The sequence below is a fragment of the Pseudomonas azerbaijanorientalis genome (assembly GCF_019139795.1).
In the GTDB taxonomy this organism is placed as follows: Bacteria; Pseudomonadota; Gammaproteobacteria; order Pseudomonadales; family Pseudomonadaceae; genus Aquipseudomonas; species Aquipseudomonas laurylsulfatiphila.
Map to the genome: position 1 here is coordinate 5,900,636 of NZ_CP077078.1, position 18,426 is coordinate 5,919,061.

At 60.2% G+C, this 18,426-nt stretch carries 15 protein-coding genes and 1 pseudogene; 7 read left to right on the top strand and 9 right to left on the bottom strand.

Annotated elements, in window-relative coordinates; all coding sequences use genetic code 11:
- Positions 1 to 128 precede the first annotated feature (128 nt).
- The 6 genes from KSS91_RS26535 to KSS91_RS26560 all read left to right on the top strand — a co-directional run bounded on the left by KSS91_RS26535 (position 129) and on the right by KSS91_RS26560 (position 6,372).
- Positions 129 to 647 (top strand): RNA polymerase sigma factor, encoded by a 519-nt coding sequence (locus tag KSS91_RS26535; RefSeq protein WP_217836553.1) that lies wholly within the window; start codon positions 129 to 131, stop codon positions 645 to 647.
- Entirely contained in the window at positions 644 to 1,618 is a 975-nt protein-coding gene (locus tag KSS91_RS26540) for a FecR domain-containing protein (protein WP_217836554.1), read from the top strand. Before KSS91_RS26535 ends, KSS91_RS26540 begins: the two co-directional genes overlap by 4 nt.
- Positions 1,619 to 1,748: 130 nt before the next feature.
- Entirely contained in the window at positions 1,749 to 4,184 is a 2,436-nt protein-coding gene (locus KSS91_RS26545) for a TonB-dependent siderophore receptor (RefSeq protein WP_217836555.1), read from the top strand.
- A 72-nt stretch (positions 4,185 to 4,256) separates the two neighbouring features.
- Complete coding sequence (locus KSS91_RS26550; protein WP_217836556.1) at positions 4,257 to 5,387, top strand: PepSY-associated TM helix domain-containing protein; 1,131 nt, start codon at positions 4,257 to 4,259, stop codon at positions 5,385 to 5,387.
- Entirely contained in the window at positions 5,384 to 5,563 is a 180-nt protein-coding gene (locus KSS91_RS26555) for a hypothetical protein (RefSeq protein ID WP_217836557.1), read from the top strand. The genes KSS91_RS26550 and KSS91_RS26555 overlap by 4 nt, the downstream gene beginning before the upstream one ends.
- Before the next feature lie 179 nt (positions 5,564 to 5,742).
- Complete coding sequence (locus KSS91_RS26560) at positions 5,743 to 6,372, top strand: glutathione S-transferase (protein ID WP_217836558.1); 630 nt, start codon at positions 5,743 to 5,745, stop codon at positions 6,370 to 6,372.
- Between the two features lie 49 nt (positions 6,373 to 6,421).
- On the opposite strand, the gene KSS91_RS26565 is transcribed toward KSS91_RS26560, so the two are convergent.
- The 3 genes and pseudogenes from KSS91_RS26565 to rloA2 form a co-directional block, all read right to left on the bottom strand.
- Complete coding sequence (locus KSS91_RS26565; protein WP_225923716.1) at positions 6,422 to 9,046, bottom strand: RHS repeat-associated core domain-containing protein; 2,625 nt, start codon at positions 9,044 to 9,046, stop codon at positions 6,422 to 6,424.
- 323 nt (positions 9,047 to 9,369) lie between these two features.
- A pseudogene (locus KSS91_RS26570) lies at positions 9,370 to 9,459 on the bottom strand (two-component system response regulator CreB); the annotation flags it as partial.
- A gap of 41 nt (positions 9,460 to 9,500) precedes the next feature.
- A complete protein-coding gene (gene rloA2, locus KSS91_RS26575) occupies positions 9,501 to 10,007 on the bottom strand; it encodes a retropepsin-like aspartic peptidase RloA2 (protein WP_015097118.1) in 507 nt (168 codons plus the stop codon).
- Between the two features lie 164 nt (positions 10,008 to 10,171).
- Here rloA2 and yihG point away from each other — a divergent pair, with 164 nt between their 5' ends.
- A complete protein-coding gene (gene yihG, locus KSS91_RS26580; RefSeq protein ID WP_217836560.1) occupies positions 10,172 to 11,059 on the top strand; it encodes a 1-acylglycerol-3-phosphate O-acyltransferase, YihG family in 888 nt (295 codons plus the stop codon).
- 1 nt (position 11,060) lies between these two features.
- Here yihG and KSS91_RS26585 read toward each other — a convergent pair whose 3' ends face one another.
- The 6 genes from KSS91_RS26585 to KSS91_RS26610 form a co-directional block, all read right to left on the bottom strand.
- Positions 11,061 to 11,621 (bottom strand): DUF2780 domain-containing protein, encoded by a 561-nt coding sequence (locus tag KSS91_RS26585; RefSeq protein ID WP_217836561.1) that lies wholly within the window; start codon positions 11,619 to 11,621, stop codon positions 11,061 to 11,063.
- A 220-nt stretch (positions 11,622 to 11,841) separates the two neighbouring features.
- Complete coding sequence (fdhA, locus tag KSS91_RS26590) at positions 11,842 to 13,041, bottom strand: formaldehyde dehydrogenase, glutathione-independent (RefSeq protein ID WP_015097121.1); 1,200 nt, start codon at positions 13,039 to 13,041, stop codon at positions 11,842 to 11,844.
- Between the two features lie 220 nt (positions 13,042 to 13,261).
- Positions 13,262 to 14,119: a formyltetrahydrofolate deformylase gene (gene purU / locus KSS91_RS26595; RefSeq protein WP_015097122.1), complete on the bottom strand. Its 858-nt coding sequence runs from the start codon at positions 14,117 to 14,119 to the stop codon at positions 13,262 to 13,264.
- Positions 14,120 to 14,269: 150 nt separating this feature from the next.
- Positions 14,270 to 14,902 carry a sarcosine oxidase subunit gamma gene (locus tag KSS91_RS26600; protein WP_104450050.1) on the bottom strand — a complete coding sequence of 211 codons (633 nt, stop codon included), beginning with the start codon at positions 14,900 to 14,902 and terminating at the stop codon, positions 14,270 to 14,272.
- Positions 14,903 to 15,067: 165 nt separating this feature from the next.
- Positions 15,068 to 18,085, bottom strand: a complete 3,018-nt coding sequence (locus KSS91_RS26605) for a sarcosine oxidase subunit alpha (RefSeq protein ID WP_217836562.1) — start codon at positions 18,083 to 18,085, stop codon at positions 15,068 to 15,070.
- Entirely contained in the window at positions 18,082 to 18,411 is a 330-nt protein-coding gene (locus KSS91_RS26610) for a sarcosine oxidase subunit delta (protein ID WP_007980417.1), read from the bottom strand. Before KSS91_RS26610 ends, KSS91_RS26605 begins: the two co-directional genes overlap by 4 nt.
- Between the last annotated feature and the right edge of the window lie 15 nt (positions 18,412 to 18,426).

An 18,426-nucleotide genomic window follows, 5' to 3' on the forward strand; every position in this document is an offset into this window, starting at 1 on the left:
GGGAGCGGGCTTGCCCGCGATGAACGATGACGCGGTCTCCCGACCAACGCCGATTGCGGACCTCCCGCGCCTCTGCCACAATCGCGAACAATTCTCGTTAGTTAACACTTCCCAAGCGGTGATGCGGCGTGTCGTCAGTCCCAAGCCCTCAAAGTGAACTCGTCGGTGCGTTATATCGCGACCATCGCGGTTGGCTATTGGCCTGGCTTCGACGCAATGTCGCCTGCCCACAGCGGGCCGAAGACCTGAGCCAGGACACGTTCGTGCGCTTGCTGGGCCGCGAGGAACTGAAGGAACCACGCGAACCGCGGGCATTCCTGGTGGCCATCGCCAAGGGCCTGCTGTTCGACTATTTCCGTCGCGCCGCGCTGGAGCAGGCTTACCTCACCGAGCTGATGCTGATTCCCGAAGCCGAACAACCGTCGGCGGAAGAACAGCAGATGATCCTCGAAGACCTGAAAAACATCGACCGTTTGCTCGGCAAGCTTTCCACCAAGGCCCGGGCGGCGTTCCTCTACAACCGTCTCGACGGTCTTGGCCACGCAGAAATCGCCGAGCGCCTGGGGGTATCGGTGCCGCGGGTACGCCAGTACCTGGCCCAGGGCATTCGCCAGTGCTATATCGCGCTATATGGTCAGCCGACATGAACCCGCTCGGTTCCAAACCGGTATCGGCCAACGTGCTGGACGCAGCGATTGCCTGGCAGTTGTCCATGGATGGCGCCAACCCGGTAGAGCGCGAAGAATTCGCCAAGTGGCACGCTGCCCACGAAGAGCACGCCCGTGCCTGGCGCCAGTTGGGCATGCTCGACCAACGCTTCAGCGCAGCCAGTGGCCCGGCTCGCACTGCCCTGCTGCAATCGCGCGAAGGCATCCGCCGACGGGTGCGCAAACTCGGCAATGGCGTGGCGAGCGTGGTGGCCGTGATCGGCCTGGCGCTATTTGCCGGGCCACGTTACCTGCCGATCGATTACTGGCTGGCCGACCAGCGCACCGCTGTTGGCGAGCAGCGCACCCTGCGCCTGGCGGATGGCACGCTGGTCAATCTCAACACCCACAGCGCCCTGGATGTGCGCTTCGATGAGAAGCAGCGGCGCATCGTGCTTCAGGAAGGCGAAATCCTGGTTGAAACCGGTCATGGCGATCCCCGGCCGTTCATCGTCGAAACCCGTGAAGGCAGCATGCGCGCGCTGGGTACGCGGTTTCTGGTCAAGCGTGAAGAAGAAGGCACACGCCTGAGTGTGTTGCAGTCGGCGGTGGCGGTTCACCCCGAGTCCAGCCCGGATGAACAGATTCTGCGCGAAGGCCAGCAGGTGTTGATCCGCAATAACGGCCTGGGTCCGGTTCTGGCCGTCAATTTCGGCGCGGATGCCTGGACCCGCGGCATGCTGGTGGTGGACAACACGCGGCTGGAAGATCTGGTGCATGAAATCGGCCGTTATCGACCCGGTTACACAGGCGTCGCGCCGGAAGTCGCCGACCTGCGCATCACTGGCAGCTTCCCGCTGCGCGATACCGACCTGGCGCTCAATGCCCTGCTGCCGACCCTGCCGGTGCAGATTGAACAGCACACGCAGTGGTGGGTGAAGGTAGTAGCCAAGGCCGAAACAAAGCCCTGAATCCGCACACAGAACCCTTCAATGCTTATTGAATAACTGAATAGAAATTATTTTCATCCAGCCCTATCACTTTCTGATTCTCGTTCGGCACACAGGCAATTGAGAAATATTTCCATTCAGGAGCCGCTGTATGTCCCGTTCGCTGAACACCCTGTTGCGCCCCGGTTTGCTGGCGGTCGCCGTTGCCCTTTGCACCCCTTTGGCGAGCAGCCAACTGGTCGCCGCTGAACAGGCGTCAAGCGTTCGCGCCTACAACCTGCCAGCCGCACCACTGGCCAGCACCCTGAACCAGATCGCCAGCCAGGCGGGCCTGGCCTTGTCGTTGAACCCATCCCTGGCGACAGGCAAAACCTCGGCACCAGTCAACGGCCAGTTCGACGCCGCTGGCGCCCTGCGCGAGGCCCTGCGCGGCACCGGGCTGCAACTGGAGCAAAGCAGTGCCGGCACCTACAGCCTGGTGGCCGTGCCCGAGGGTGTGATGGCTCTGCCGGCAACCAGCGTGATTGGCGTGGAAGACGCTGAAAGCGCCTGGGGTCCGGTGCAAGGCTACGTGGCCAAACGGACCGCCGCCGGCACCAAGACCGATACCGCGCTGGTCGAGGTACCGCGCTCGATTTCGGTCGTCACTCGCGAGCAGATGGACGACCGCAACGCGCATACCCTTGACGCCGCCGTGCGCTACCTGCCGGGCATCACCGCCAGCAGCTACGGCAGCGACACCCGCGCTGACTGGCTGCGCGTGCGTGGTTTCGAGCCGACTCAGTTCCTCGACGGCCTGCCCCTGCCAAAAGGCGTCTACGCCAACCCGAAACAGGAAACCTGGAACCTCGACCGCCTGGCCTTGCTGCGCGGCCCGGCCTCGTCCGTGTACGGCCAGACCCCGCCAGGCGGCCTGCTGGACATGGTCAGCCGTCGCCCGAGCGCCGAAGCCAGCAGCGAAATCCAGCTGCAGTACGGCAGCGACAACCATCGCCAGATCAACTTCGCCAGCACCGGCAAGATCGACGACGAAGGCCGGTTTCTCTATGGCGTGAGCGGCGTGGTGCGTGACGGCGGAACCCAGATCGACCATATCGATGACAAGCGCTACAACATTGCGCCAAGCCTGACCTGGAACATCGACGAAGACACCCGCTTCACCCTGCTGACGCAGTTCACCCGTGACGATACCGGCGTTACCAGCCAGTTCTATCCGATTCAGGGCACCAAGATCGACATGCCGTTCGGCAAGATCTCGCACCACAAGAACCTGGGTGATCCGGACTACGATTTCTACGACCGCACCTATTACGCACTGGGTTATGCCTTTGAACATCGCTTGAACGATGTATGGCAGTTCCGCCAGAACCTGCGCTACACCAAGTCGGACCTGTCGTTCCAGACGGTCACCGTCAACAGCTACTTTCCCTCCATCGGATTTGTCGTAGACGATGAAGGCAACACCGGGCGCGGCACGACCAATGTCGACGAAGACATCAGCCAGTTCGCCGTGGACAACAACTTCCAGGCCGACTTCGCCACCGGCGACATTAATCACACGCTGTTGATCGGCCTGGACCACCAGCGCAGCAACACCAACTACACCTCGATCTTTGGCACCGCACCTTCCATCAACGTCAACGATCCGGTCTATGGCTTGCCGATCACCCGTCCACCACGCTCCTCGGCGTTTTATGACTATGACCAGAAGACTTACCAGACCGGTCTGTACGTCCAGGATCAAATGGCCCTCGACCAATGGCGCCTGACCCTCGGTGGCCGTGAAGACTGGGTCCATACCGGCACCAAATTCTTCAACAAGGGTGATGCCACCAACACCCAGCGCGACAAGAACTTCAGCGGCAACGCGGCGATCAGCTATGTGTTCGACTCGGGCTTCGTGCCTTACTTGTCCTACGCCGAATCGTTCCAGCCGGCCAGCAATGCTGTCGCCTCGCCGACCGATTCGTTCAAGCCGACCAAAGGCAAGCAGTGGGAACTGGGTATCAAGTACCAGCCACCGGGCAGCAACACACTGCTGACGGCCGCTGTGTATGAGCTGACCCAGAAAAACGTTGCCGTCACCAACAATGTGGGCAACGTGACGGTCACCAGCCAGACCGGCGAAGTGAGAGTCAAAGGCCTGGAGCTGGAAGCCGTTTCCGACGTGACCGAAAACCTGAAGGTCACCGCCGCCTACACCTTGGCCAGGTCCGAAGTGCAAGATGGCGCATTCAAGGGCAATCGCCTGCAACTGATGCCTAACCAGCAAGCATCGGTATGGGGCGACTACACCTGGCACAACGGCGTGCTCGACGGCTTCGGCATCGGCGCCGGCGCGCGCTACACCGGCAACACTTACGGCGACGAGGCCAACACCTGGCCGGGCAAGGCCGACGCCTATACGGTGTTCGACGCCGCGGTACACTACGACCTCGGTCGCCTGGACAACAGCCTCAAGGGCGCTTCGCTGGCCGTTAACGCAACCAACCTGTTCGACAAGGACTACATCTCGACTTGCGACAGCTTCTACTGCTACTACGGCGACCAGCGCAGTGTCGTCGCCAGTGCAACCTACAAGTGGTAACACATTGAGCTGATACGCCCAATGACCAGGCCGTCCTTCGTGGACGGCTTTGGTTTTTCTGAAGGCTATGAAATGAAAAGTAAAACAATTCGCCGCTGGTCCGCTGTTCATACCTGGACCAGCCTGGTTTGCACGGTGTTCCTGTTGCTACTGGCACTGACCGGCCTGCCGTTGATCTTCCATCACGAGATCGACCACCTCCTCGGTGATGCGGCCGAGCTCAAGCAGATGCCGGCAGACACCCCGCGGCTTGATCTGCAGCAGCTGGTAGCGGCGGCTGAAAAGCATCGCCCTGGCGAAGTCATGCAGTATTTCGGCTTCGAGGACGACGAACCCAATGCCGCGATTGCGATCATGGCCCCTACCGCCGGCACCGAGCCCAATTCGTCCCACACCTTCATGCTCGACGCCCGTACCGGCGAGGCTCTGGAGATGCCGTCGGCCAACGGTGGTTTCATGATGGTCATGCTGCGCCTGCACGTGGACATGTTTGCCGGCTTACCGGGCAAGCTGCTGTTGGCGTTCATGGGCATTCTGTTCGTGGTGGCGATCGTCTCCGGCACCGTCTTGTACCTGCCATTCATGCGCCGCCTGAAGTTCGCCACCGTGCGCCAGGACAAATCCACCCGCCTGCGCTGGCTCGACCTGCATAACCTGATCGGCGTCGTGACCTTGACCTGGGCCCTGGTGGTCGGCGTGACCGGCGTGATCAGTGCCTGCGCCGACCTGATCATTGCCGCCTGGCGCAACGACAGCCTGAGCGCGATGGTCGCGCCGTACCGTGATGCGCCACCGCTGACGCACCTGGCGCCGGCCACCCGTCTGCTCGACATCGCCAAGGACGTCGCACCGGGCATGCAGCCGGACTTCATCGCCTTCCCCGGCACGCGGTTTTCCAGCGAGCACCATTACGCGGTGTTCATGAAAGGCAGCACGCACCTGACTTCGCACCTGCTGACACCGGTGCTGATCGACGCCAGCACCCTGCAAGTCACTGCCGTAGCCGAGCGACCCTGGTACATGGATGCCATGGGCATGTCGCAACCGCTGCACTTCGGCGACTACGGCGGCATGCCGATGCAAATCCTCTGGGCGACCCTGGATGTGCTGACCATCATTGTGCTCGGCAGCGGAGTCTACCTGTGGGTGGTGCGGCGCAAGGCTGCCAAGCCTGTGCTGGAAAAAGCGGAGAACGTGGCATGAAGCCCCGGCAGTCGAATTTCTGGAAGGTCTTTGCCATTCCCATCGTCATCGCGGTGCTCAGCGCGGCAGGGCTGTTCGCCGCGTTGCTCGGGGATGGTGTGTGGGACTCGCTGAGCTGGGTGGGGCTGGGCATCCCGGCTGTGCTGGCCCTGCGCGGCCTCCTGCAACACCGCTGACCCCCTGTAGGAGCGAGCTTGCTCGCGACGGTCGTCAACGATAACGCGGGGAACCTGACACCCAGCGGCGTTCTCAAGTCCATCGCGAGCAAGCTCGCTCCTACAGGGGTGTTTGCCATCTTGAGCTATCGCCCCAACACGCTATGCTGCCCGACACTGCCACCGATCGAGACGCTGCCATGTCCGCCCCGAGCATGACCCTGTACCACAACCCGCTCTCTCCCTTCGTTCGCAAAGTCATGGTGCTGCTGCACGAAACCGGTCAACAGGACCGCGTGGCGCTGCAGACCAGCGTCCTCACCCCGGTGACCCCGGACCTGACCCTGATCGACGACAACCCCCTGAGCAAAATCCCGGCCCTGCGCCTGGCCGATGGCAATGTCATCCATGACAGCCGGGTCATCCTCGACTACCTCGATCAGCAGCACGTCGGCAACCCGCTGATCCCCCGCGAAGGCTCGGCCCGCTGGCGGCGCCTGACCCTCGCTTCCCTTGCCGACGGGATCATGGACGCGGCCGTGCTGGTGCGCTACGAAGTCGCCCTGCGTGCCCCGGAGAAACACTGGGACGAATGGCTCGACGGCCAGCGCGACAAGATCCGCCGCGCCCTGGCCCTGCTGGAAAAAGACGCGATTGCCGAGCTGACCAGCCACTTCGACGTGGCCGCGATCAGCGTGGCCTGTGCCCTGGGTTACCTGGACCTGCGCCATCCGGATCTGGATTGGCGCACGGCAAATCCGCAACTGGCGGCGTGGTACTTCGAGGTGAGTCAGCGGCCTTCGATGCTTCAGACCCGGCCGTCGGGTTGATTTCCAATCAGTAGAAAGCAGAGCCCCGGACCTAAACTGGCCACAAGAATCAGTAATCCGGTTCAGGCTCGGGCATCGGGTTACTATTACGTCTAAACAAATTCCTGAGCGCTCCTCCGCCAACAAGCATCGCCGTCATCGAGAAGGAATCAGCATTGTAGAACAGGGCTCTGGATCGATACTGTGGATCCGTTTCAATACCGCGGGCTAGTGTTGACAGATTTGCTGTGCCAAAAATATCAATTAGCTCTCGATCACTAATTTTTTTATCCGCGACGAGCGCTGTCAGTTTCCTTACAATGTCTAATGGGCTGCCTTCCAAACCTTTGCTAGCAACTTCGGCCTCGTACTTTAACTCACCCAATAAATCGTGGTAATTCTCCTTTGACAATGCCGCCTCTGAATAATAGTAAAAGTCATGCGTATTAAGCACTAAATGTGAGACCTCATGAATAAGCGTCGTAGCCAAATTAAGTGTCTTTTTTTCGTCCTGCACTGCCTTCGCAGTTAAAAATACGCGCTTGTGTTTATCTTGAGGAAACACAAAAGCTAGCGTTGAATTTTTTTTCTGGGCAGAATCCAAAAACACAAATTGATCTCTGTTACTTCCAGAAATGTATGAAACGAACTCTCCCCTTAGTTTCTTATACCAATTAATCAATGCAGGCTTGAAGCCAATACCGATTCCTTTCCCGTATACATCATCCAGCCTGGCGTCCATCGTTGAGCCACTTTCCAGCTCAGTGATAGTTTGGTTTAGTACGCGTTGAGCTGCATCTAGCCCTCGTTCGAGGAGTAGGTTTGTTGATGGTGTTAGCTGTGCGCGACCACGACCAAGAATCCTGTAGCCGAGAACTTGCTCAACGGCAATTTCATCTACATCACCAGCACCACTATATAAGCCAAACTCATCCCGAAGGACGACCGGGTTATTACGAACCATTTTATAAAAGTTCAACCCATCAACACCCCACGCCGGATCAGGATTAATCCACCGCCCCAACCAAGTCGCATAATAACGAAACCCATAATAATAAAGTCCAGTTGCATCCAGCTCCTTGCCAGAGTAACGCACAAACTTATATTTAACCTCCACTTGGGAGCGCCCCATCCACCAGGCAGTCCCTCCATAAGGGTAATACCCTTCATAGCTTATCAAGTCAGCCTCTTCATCCAGCTCCAACGCACTACTACCCAAAAGGTCATCGAGGCTATAACGAAGTTGATCTTCTGAAATCCCAGAGGGCCGACCCTCTTTCCAATGTAATAGCCGAACAGAACTGCGTCCGGCCTGCGTCGTGATCACATGCAATACTTCGTCATCGGTATCTGCCCCTTCGGTGCGAATTTCCAGACCAGGCAAATACCGTACCTGCACCTTTCGAGTCACATTTGCCGCCAGCAAAGTGCGCAGTTTGCGAACCCGCAAACCTGCACTGTCATAGAGGTATCGTTCGCTATCGTTCTCAGCACCTGGCCGATGGACCAGGATCACTTCCGCCAGTTGGTTGCGCGCCGTCCAGCGCATCAGTTGACCTGGAACCAGCACCTTGAGATTTCCGTTGCTGTCGAAGCTCGCACCAAAATCCGGCTCCTTGCCTTCAACTCGAGCCAGGCCACGATTACTGTCAGGCGCAATGTCCATGAAATGGCTCGGCCTATCGCTATGACGTTGTTCGATCCTGTTGCCGCCTGCGTCATAGCTCCACCTTTGCAGGTAGTTCTGCAGTCGACTGGGGTCCACGGGTGAAATTAATCCTGGCAACCCAGGACCATTGGCCACTGATGCCACTTCACGACCGGTGGCACTGATCAGTTGATAAAGGGAGTCGTAGCAGTAACGGTTGATCGGATCAACGCGCTGGTTGGCAAACCAGATGACGGGCTGGGACTGATCGTCCATGGAAATAACGTTGCCCACCGGATCATAGTCGTACCGCAGGTCTTGCAGAACGCGTCCACCTTTGCGGGCCGACAACTGCCGCATACGGTCGTCAGCAGGATCATAGGTCCACATGCTTATGACGCCGTTTCCTGCCTTTTCCTGTTCTATCTTGCCAGAGGCGTTATACATCTGATCGCTAACCAGGAGGCGCTCATCCTTGCCGGCCACAACCAACCAGGCAGCCTTCAACTGACCGGCCAGATCGTGTCGATAACGCCGGACGTGCCCGGCGGCGTCAATCTGCAGAAGGGACTCCCCCAGCGCGCTGTACTGCCACCGAGTGCTGTAGGTTTTGTCGGCGTCCGGTTCAAGCAGAGCATCCTGCTCATCCTCGTTAGCGGGCCAGCCGGCGTGTTCGAACTCGGATAGAAAGCGGCGAGACTCTTCAAGCGGTGCTCCTTGCAGACCAAAGTAAGTCACGGCACGAACCCCCGCCGTATCCGCATGACGAATCAGTTGGCCGCATTGATTTCGCCGACTGAACTCGGGCCCGCACGATCCATAGTAAAAACGTTCAATGCACAGCGCCGGGCCGTGAGCAGTCGATTGCTCAATGTTCAAGGGCCGCCTCATCCCATCAAACTCAAAGCAGGACGTATTCCCCATGCCATCCCAATGTTGGCGTACTTGGCCAGTCTCATCCTGCAAGGAAAGGCGCCAACCCGCATCAACACTCTGGGCCAATAGCACTGCCCCGGACAGGCTGTTCACGCGGGTGACCGCATCCACGCCAACTCCCTCAGCGCCCAGGCGCGGGTCCTGGCTCGCGACCAAGTGTTCGGACACGGAATAAATTTGTCGGGTAGTCCGCGAGGAGGGACGGGTCACAGAATCGGGTGTCTGGTGATAAACCACAGTCGCTACCGCGAGGCCACGCGGGTCGATCAGGGAAAGTTGGGGTGTATGTCGGTGTACAACAGAAGCGATTTCCATTCTTGGGCCCTCTACGCTGATCGCTCAAGGCTAGATGAACACCCAGAGGGGGCGCCTTGCCGATCGTCTGGACTATCAGAATTGATAGTCCAGGAACAGGCTCATGAATGGGTGACCTTCTCGCCTTGCAGGGCGAAAATCAGGGTGTCGGCAATGGCCGCTTCGTCTTCGACAATCAGGATATGAGGCATGGCGTCCGAGCCCGGCAGGGATGTGGGCGAACGGTGCCCCAAGCCTCACACCCCGTCAATCAGCAATCGGGCTTGTCCGCCGTGAACCGCCTTGCCGGGTTCACTGCCGCACCGAACTCGCGCAACGCCTTGGCGCCGATCAGCAACGGGTAGTTGAAGCTGCTGCGGTCCGTGAGGTTGACCTCCACGGTGCGCTTGACGTTGCCCAGGCACAGCTCCAGATCGACCACCGGACGCTTGCTCGGCGCTACAACTTCGCTGTCCTCCTCGTCCTCTTCAGAGCGGGTCTTGATCTTGCTGATTCGCGCGACCTTGTGTTCGTAGACCTGGTTGCCCGCATCCTTGGTGGCCAGGCGGAAACGCACCCAGTCTTCGCCGTCACGCTTGAAGGTTTCGATGTCCTTGGCCGACAGCGATGCGGTCAGGGCGCCGGTGTCCATTTTCGCCTTGAGGACTTGCCCGCCGATTTCCGGCAGGGCGATGTATTCGTAACGCCCGTACAGGGTCGGCTCTGCGGCCATGACCGGCAAAGCGATGAGGGAGAGCACTGCAAGGAGGGATTTCACGTAATGGGCTTCCATAAGAGTGAACTGCCGGATTTTAGACCGTTGTTCGCTTGATCGTTCCCCCAAGGTTACCGACCCGGAGGTGAAACATTCGTCACCCCCGATTTGGCCTGTCGCCCGAAGCTGCTTATCATGGCGCGCCCAACCGCTTCCACGAGTGACTTATGCGCCGCCTGCTCACCGGCTGTTTCGTGACCCTGCTGCTTCTGCTCAACACCCTGGTCCTGATCGGGCCATTGCTGGTGTTTGCCCTGCTCAAGCTGATCCTGCCCGGCCGTTTTCGCGACTACGCATCCTGGACCGTGATGTGGATCGCCGAAACCTGGTCGGAAATCGACAAGCTGATTTTCCGCGTCTGCATCCCCACTCAATGGGACATCCGTGGCGGTGAGGATCTGCGCCGCGATACCTCGTATCTGGTAATCAGCAACCATCAATCCTGGGTCGACATCCCGGCGCTGATCCAGACGCTGAACCGGCGCACGCCGTTCTTCAAATTCTTCCTCAAGAAAGAGCTGATCTGGGTGCCCTTCCTGGGTCTGGCGTGGTGGGCGCTGGATTACCCGTTCATGAAGCGCTACAGCAAGGCGTTCCTGGTCAGACACCCGGAGCTGGCGGGCAAGGACCTGGAGATCACCAAAAAGGCCTGCGAGCTGTTCAAGCGCCAGCCGGTGACGGTGGTCAACTATCTGGAAGGTACGCGCTTCACCGCAGCGAAAAGCGCGCAACAGCAGTCGCCGTTCACTCACCTGCTCAAGCCCAAGGCTGGCGGTGTGGCATTCGTGCTGGCGGCAATGGGCGAACAGCTGGACGCCGTTCTCGATGTGACGGTGGTTTACCCGCAGCAGAAGATTCCGGGGTTCTGGGAACTGATCAGCGGCAATGTGCCCAGGGTCATCATCGACATCAAGACCCGCGAACTCGACCCGGCGCTGTGGCAGGGCGATTACGAAAACGATCCGGTGTTTCGCGAGAAGATCCAGAACTGGGTCAACCAGCTCTGGATCGAGAAGGACCGGCGCATCGACGCCTTGCGCGCCGAGCGCTACTGATTCAGCTACCGGTGCCGGCCCCGGCGCCCCAGATGTTGCCCAGGCTGCTCAGCAGCGTACCGCCGACGCCCTGCTGACCGAGGTACTGCAAGAGCACCGGGGTGAACAGGCCGATCATGCCGCTGTCCATGCCCAGGGCGCTGAAGGCGTTGTTCAGGTCGTTGCTGTCCTTGACGTTGCCCAGGGCATTATCCAGCCCTGCAGCTTTGCCGCTGGAGCCGAGCAGGCCGGCCAGCGCACCCAACTCACCGCCGCCCGAGAGCATGTCGATACCCGGCACGCTTTTGGCCAGTTCCGAGTAGTCGGTCGAACTCAACTGGTTCTTCGCCAGGCCCAGCATCGCCCCGGCGCCGCCAATGGCTTGCTGTGGGGTGATGTCCAATTCACTGAGAGTGCTCAGCAAATCAGCTGTCTGCGGCGTCGGTGCGGCGGTCGCGGTCGCGTCATCGCCCTTCATGCCGGCAATGACATTGGCTGCATCACTCAGGTTGAACTGTGCAAAGGTCGGGCTGGCAGCCAGGGTCAGGAGTGATGCCAGTGCAAAACCGCGTGAAATCTTCATTCAGACATCCTCGATGAACACCGCCCGGCAATGGGCGGCGAAAAACTGCGCATTGGACTGACGCCCTCAAGGATTGTTCCCGGCCCTGCGAGCTTGTCGCGACTCTGTAGGAGCCGCCGAAGGCTGCGATCTTTTGATCCTGGCGTGAATCACCAGTTCTGAGTAACAGCCCAAACAAAACGGCGACCCGAAGGTCGCCGTTTTGGTATTGCCCGAACGCTTACGCCGCGCTGAACATCTTGTGCGGATCGATCACAAACTTCTTCGGCACACCTGCATCAAACTCGCCATAACCCTGCGGAGCCTGATCCAGGCTGATCACCTGAACGCCCACCACTTCGGCGATGTTGATACGGTCCCACATGATCGCTTGCATGAGCGCGCGATTGTACTTCATGACCGGGGTCTGGCCGGTGTGGAAGCTGTGGGACTTGGCCCAGCCCAGCCCGAAGCGGATGCTCAGGCTGCCCATTTTCGCGGCAGCATCGACAGCACCCGGGTCTTCGGTCACGTAGAGGCCGGGGATGCCGATCTTGCCGGCCACACGCACCACGCCCATCAACGAGTTGAGGACGGTGGCCGGCGCTTCGTGTTTCACGCCGTCATGGCCATGGCCACGGGCTTCGAAGCCGACGGCGTCGATGGCGCAGTCAACTTCCGGCTCGCCCAGCAGCGCAGCGATCTGTTCGTGCAGCGGCGTGTCCAGGGACAGGTCGGCGATCTCGAAGCCCTGGGCCTTGGCATGGGCCAGGCGAACGGTGTTGACGTCACCGATGATCACCACCGCCGCGCCCAACAGGCGAGCCGAAGCCGCCGCTGCCAGACCGACCGGACCGGCACCAGCGATATACACAGTGCTGCCTGGGCCAACGCCCGCAGTCACGGCACCGTGATAGCCGGTCGGCAGGATGTCGGAGAGGCAGGTCAGGTCGCGGATTTTTTCCATCGCACGGTCGCGATCCGGCAGCTTCAGCAGGTTGAAGTCGGCGTACGGCACCATGGCGTATTCCGCCTGGCCACCGGTCCAGTCACCCATGTCGACATAACCGTAAGCACCGCCAGGACGCGCCGGGTTGACGCTCAGGCACACGCCGGTGTGCATTTCCTTGCAGGAACGGCAGCGCCCGCAAGCCACGTTGAACGGTACGGACACCAGGTCGCCGATTTTCAGGTTTTCGACGTCGCTGCCCTTCTCGACCACTTCGCCGGTGATTTCATGGCCCAACACAAGGCCGGTTTGCGCCGTGGTACGCCCGCGCACCATGTGCTGGTCGGAACCACAGATGTTGGTGGAAACCACTTTGAGAATGACCCCGTGCTCGATCTTGCGACCGCGCGGGTCCTGCATTTTCGGATAGTCAATCTTCTGTACTTCGACCTTGCCAGCGCCGAGATACACCACACCACGATTGCCAGACATGCTTTCACCTCGATGTTGTTTTTATGGAACCGCGTCGCCCAGGCAGGCAGCGCGTTAAGTGCTCGGGTTATTGCCTGTGTGTCTTGTGTTGCTTGTCAGGGCCCCATCGCGAGCAAGCTCGCTCCCACAGTGGATCGGGGGTGGACACAAGATCTGTGAACAACACAAAACCTGTGGGAGCGAGCTTGCTCGCGCTGGGCTGCGAAGCGGCCCCAAAAATCTAGAGAACGACCGTTCTGTTGGCGTTCAAAAACACTCTTCTTTCGATGTGATATCCAACCGCCCGCGCCAGCGTCAGCCCTTCGATATCCCGCCCCTTGGCGATCAAGTCTTCCGGGTAATGGCTGTGGTCCACTGCCTCGACGCCCTGGGCAATGATCGGGCCTTCATCAAGGTCGTTGTTGATGTAATGCGCCGTGGCGCCCACCAGTTTCACACCCTTGTTGTAGGCTTGGTGATAGGGCTTGGCGCCCTTGAAACCCGGCAGCAGGGAGTGGTGGATGTTGATCGCCTTGCCATCGAGCTTGCGGCACAACTCTGGCGACAGCACTTGCATGTAGCGCGCAAGGATCACCAGCTCGGCACCGGACTCTTCGATCACCTGCCACACCTGACGCTCTTGCGACGGCTTGTCGTTCGGGTCCAGCGGGAAGTGGTAGTACGGAATCTGGTGCCAGTCAGCCAGTGGCTTGAGATCCGGATGATTGGAGACCACCGCGGCCACATCCATCGACAATTGGCCAATGCGCTGGCGATAAAGCAAATCGTTGAGGCAGTGATCGGCCTTGGAGACCATGATCACCACTTTCGGCCGGTAGTTCGGTTCAGTCAGTTCGAAGATCATGCCGAAGGCTTCACCGCGCTCGGCGAGTCCCGCGCGGAATGATTGCTCATCAAAGCCGTCGGGTTGACGGAATTCCACTCGAATGAAAAAACGGCCCGAGAGCCGGTCATCAAAGGAGTGGTGTTCGGTGACGTAGCAGCCCTGCTCGAACAGAAAGCGGGTCACCGCGTCCACGGTGCCGAGGACGCTTGGGCAGTCGGCGGTCAGAATCCATGTGTCTGGGGCGCGGCTCATGGGGCGGTGACTCCTGTGAAATCGGTGAATGCCTACTGTAGGAGCGAGCCCTGCTCGCGATGGAGGTCAACGACGACGCGTACTTTCTGATTCAACGCGTTGCCTTGAAGTCCATCGCGAGCAGGCTCGCTCCTACAGTGACGGTGGTGATCAGGCCTGCACGCTGAGGCCATACTCGGCAGAAGCATCCTGCAACCACAGCCACCAGTAATCCGAGAAGCTGCGACGAATCAGCAGTTCCCAGGTGTCTTCGGCGGTGTGACGAATCATCAGTTGCGACTTGGCGAACACCGTGCCGACCGCTTTGCCCACCGGGAAGTTGTTCGGATGCACGTCGTAGCTGGTGGACTTCATCAGCACCTGGCGCACGTTCGGCCCGCTCAGTTCGAGGAGTTGCTGGCCGCCGCTGACGTTGACGATTGCAATGTGCAGATCGCCCAGTGCTTCGCGCAATTTCTGTTCGGCGGCAAACTCTTCACCGGTCGGCACGATCAGCAGCCATTCATCCGGCCCCATCCACTGCAGGCTGGTCTCGCCTTTGACGATGACGGTCAACGCACCCGGCAACTCGATGCCAAGGGCCTTGTGCACACCGGCGGCGAACGCGGCATCGTGGCCGTCGCCACGAATCGTCAGATGACCCAGGAGTTTTTTCTCACGCACGGTCACGCCGGCGTTCTTGCGACCCTTGCCCACCAGGCTGGCGAGGTCGGCATGATGCAACGACGACTCGGCCTTGGCCCCGGAGGTTGGGCGTTGTTGGTAAACATTGGCTGCGGTCATAAAGCACCTGTTCTGAATTCTGTTGGTTCCGGCCCTTGTGGTGGCTGTTGCGCCGCCTTCGCGAGCAAGCCCGCTCCCACATTCGACCGCATTCCCCTGTGGGAGCGGGCTTGCTCGCGAATGGGCCGACTCGGTGTCATTGCCCACTCACAAGTCTTGAAGCCATCAAACGTTCTGGCGTTCGCCTTTCGGATCGAAGAACACCGAAGAAACGATTTCCGCCTCGATCACGCTGCCGTCGGCCAGCGGTGCGAACACTCGCTCGCCCATCCGCTGCAACCCGCCCTTGACCACGCCCATGGCAAACGAATAGCCCAGGGAGTTGTGCAGGTAACTGGAAGTCACGTGACCCACCATGGTCATCGGGATGGCTTGCTTGGTGTTGAACACCAGTTGCGCACCTTCCGGCAGCCATTTGGTCGGATCGATCGGCTTCAGGCCAACCAGCTGTTTGCGCTGATCGCGCACGCAGTCTTCACGGTTCATGCCACGCCAGCCGATCCACGAGAACGGTTTGGTGCGACCGACACACCAGCCCATGTTCAGGTCGTCCGGGGTCATCGAGCTGTCAGTGTCCTGACCGACGATGATGAAGCCCTTCTCGGCCCGCAGTACGTGCATGGTTTCAGTGCCGTACGGGGTCAGGTTGTACTTCTTGCCGGCATCGACGATTTTTTCCAGCACGCCCATGGCGTAGTCGGCTTGCACGTTGACTTCGTACGACAGTTCACCGGTAAACGAAATCCGGAACACCCGCGCCGGCACACCGCCGACCAGCCCTTCTTTCCAGGTCATGAACGGGAAGGCTTCGCTGCTCAAGTCGATGTCGGTGACTTCGCTGAGCAGCTTGCGGCTGTTCGGCCCGGACAGGGTCATGGTTGCCCAGTGGTCGGTGACGGAGGTGAAGTACACCTTCATGTCCGGCCATTCGGTCTGGTGGTACAGCTCCAGCCACTGCAGCACACGAGCCGCGCCGCCAGTGGTGGTGGTCATGACGAAATGGTTGTCGGCCAGGCAAGCCGTCACGCCGTCGTCGAAGACCATGCCGTCTTCTTTGCACATCAGGCCGTAGCGGGCCTTGCCCACATCAAGCTTGGTCCAGGCGTTGGTGTAGACGCGGTTGAGGAACTCGCGCGCATCCGGGCCCTGGATATCGATCTTGCCCAGGGTCGAAGCATCGAGTAGGCCGACGCTGTCGCGCACGGCTTTGCATTCGCGCTTGACCGCGGCGTGCAGGTCCTCACCGGATTTCGGGAAGTACCAAGGACGTTTCCACTGGCCGACGTCTTCGAACTCGGCGCCGTTTTTCAGGTGCCATTGATGCAGCGCGGTGTAACGCACCGGCTCGAAGATGTGCCCACAGTGACGACCGGCCACGGCGCCGAAAGTCACCGGCGTGTAGTTCGGACGGAACATGGTGGTGCCCATCTGCGGGATGGTCACGTTCAGCGAACGGGCGGCGATGGCCAGGCCGTTGACGTTGCCGAGCTTGCCCTGATCGGTGCCGAAGCCCAGTGCGGTGTAGCGCTTGACGTGCTCGACCGACTCGAAGCCTTCGCGGGTCGCCAGTTCGATGGCGGCGGCGGTGACGTCGTTTTGCAGGTCGACGAATTGCTTCGGCGCACGTGCGGTGTTCTTTTCATGGGGCACCTGGAACAGCGCCAGGGTCGGCTCTTCGAGACGGCTCAGGGCTTTTGGCAACACACCTTCAATCGTCTGGAACCCGGCTTCGGCAGCGGCGCGGGCGCCACCTTCAAAACCGTCAGCCAGAGAATCGCCAAGGCCGTAGACACCGTTGATGCCACCGACACATACACGCTTCTGCGGTGCTTCACCCGGTACGAAACCGAGGATGTCTTCGCGCCAGATCGGCTTGCCACCCAGGTGCGAAGCCAGGTGAACCACTGGGCTGTAACCACCGGAACTGGCCACCACATCGCAATCAAGCCATTCGCCAGGACTGGTCACGGCGTGGGCTTTGACGTCGATGGCGGCCACGCGGGCAGCGGTCACGCGCTTGCTGCCACGGGCCTCGATCACGGCGCTGCCGGTGAGAATGCGGATGCCTTTGGCACGCGCCTCTTCCACCAGCGCACCGCGTGGGTTGCTGCGGGCGTCGGCGATGGCCACCACTTGCAGGCTGGCGTCGAGCCAATCCAGGGCAACGCGGTAGGCGTGGTCGTTGTTGGTCGACAGCACCAGTTTCTTGCCCGGTGCCACACCGTAACGACGCACGTAGGTGGAGATGGCGCCAGCAAGCATGTTGCCCGGCACGTCGTTGTTGCCGTAGACCAGTGGACGCTCGTGAGCGCCGGTCGCCAGCACCACACGCTTGGCACGAACCCGGTGGATGCGTTGACGCACCTGGCCAATCGGTGCGCGGTCGCCGAGGTGATCGGTCAGGCGCTCGTGAATGGTCAGGAAGTTGTGGTCGTGGTAGCCATTGACGGTGGCGCGCGGCAACAGCAGCACGTCCGGAGTGTTCTTCAGTTCGTCGATGACGCTGGCCACCCACTCCATCGCCGGTTTGCCGTCGAGGCTTTCGCGGGAGTCGAGCAGGCTGCCGCCGAACTCTTCCTGTTCGTCAGCCAGAATTACACGGGCGCCGCTGCGCGCAGCCGCCAGTGCAGCCGCCAGGCCGGCAGGGCCAGCGCCCACGATCAGCACGTCACAGTGCTGGTTCATGTAGTCGTAGGTGTCCGGATCGTTCTCGGTCGGCGAGCGACCCAGGCCGGCAGCCTTGCGGATGTACTTCTCGTAAGTCATCCAGAACGATTGCGGGTACATGAAGGTTTTGTAGTAGAAACCCGGCGGCATCAGCTTGCCGCCGACCTTGCCGAGAATCCCCATCATGTCGTTGTTCACGCTCGGCCAGCCGTTGGTGCTGGTGGCGACCAGGCCTTGATACAGCGCCTGTTGCGTGGCGCGCACGTTCGGGATCTGCGTGGCTTCGGTGGCGCCGATCTGCAGCACCGCGTTCGGCTCTTCGGCACCGGCGGCGAAGATGCCGCGCGGACGGGAATACTTGAAGCTGCGACCGATGATGTCGACGCCGTTGGCCAGCAGTGCAGCGGCCAGGGAATCGCCTTCGAAGCCTTTGTAGTTCTGGCCGTTGAAGGTGAAGCTCAAGACTTTGTTGCGGTCGATCCGTCCGCCATTGGACAGGCGATTGATCTGGCTCATACCTTCTCTCCCAGAGCCGTGCTGGCCGCTTTCGGGCTATCGGTCTTGTCGGTGAATTGTGGCTTGGTGCCGATCTTGTAGGTTTCGAGAATCTCGTAGGTCACGGTGTCGCGGGTGACGTTGAAGTACTGACGGCAACCGGCGACGTGATCCCACAGCTCGTGGTGCAGACCACGCGGGTTGTCGCGGAAGAACATGTAGTCGCCCCACTCCTCGTCGGTGCAGCTGTTCGGGTCCAGTGGGCGCGGGATGTGCGCCTGGCCGGATGCATGGAATTCCTCTTCGGAGCGCAGTTCGCCGCAGTGAGGACAGAAGATATGCAACATAGGAAATTTCTCCTG

Bases quoted from the DNA above. Each gene is read 5' to 3' on its own strand.
- KSS91_RS26540 (WP_217836554.1), top strand. From the start codon at position 644: ATGAACCCGCTCGGTTCCAAACCGGTATCGGCCAACGTGCTGGACGCA.
- KSS91_RS26545 (WP_217836555.1), top strand. From the start codon at position 1,749: ATGTCCCGTTCGCTGAACACCCTGTTGCGCCCCGGTTTGCTGGCGGTC.
- KSS91_RS26550 (WP_217836556.1), top strand. From the start codon at position 4,257: ATGAAAAGTAAAACAATTCGCCGCTGGTCCGCTGTTCATACCTGGACC.
- KSS91_RS26555 (WP_217836557.1), top strand. From the start codon at position 5,384: ATGAAGCCCCGGCAGTCGAATTTCTGGAAGGTCTTTGCCATTCCCATC.
- KSS91_RS26560 (WP_217836558.1), top strand. From the start codon at position 5,743: ATGTCCGCCCCGAGCATGACCCTGTACCACAACCCGCTCTCTCCCTTC.
- yihG (WP_217836560.1), top strand. From the start codon at position 10,172: ATGCGCCGCCTGCTCACCGGCTGTTTCGTGACCCTGCTGCTTCTGCTC.
- KSS91_RS26585 (WP_217836561.1), bottom strand. From the start codon at position 11,621: ATGAAGATTTCACGCGGTTTTGCACTGGCATCACTCCTGACCCTGGCT.
- fdhA (WP_015097121.1), bottom strand. From the start codon at position 13,041: ATGTCTGGCAATCGTGGTGTGGTGTATCTCGGCGCTGGCAAGGTCGAA.
- purU (WP_015097122.1), bottom strand. From the start codon at position 14,119: ATGAGCCGCGCCCCAGACACATGGATTCTGACCGCCGACTGCCCAAGC.
- KSS91_RS26600 (WP_104450050.1), bottom strand. From the start codon at position 14,902: ATGACCGCAGCCAATGTTTACCAACAACGCCCAACCTCCGGGGCCAAG.
- KSS91_RS26605 (WP_217836562.1), bottom strand. From the start codon at position 18,085: ATGAGCCAGATCAATCGCCTGTCCAATGGCGGACGGATCGACCGCAAC.
- KSS91_RS26610 (WP_007980417.1), bottom strand. From the start codon at position 18,411: ATGTTGCATATCTTCTGTCCTCACTGCGGCGAACTGCGCTCCGAAGAG.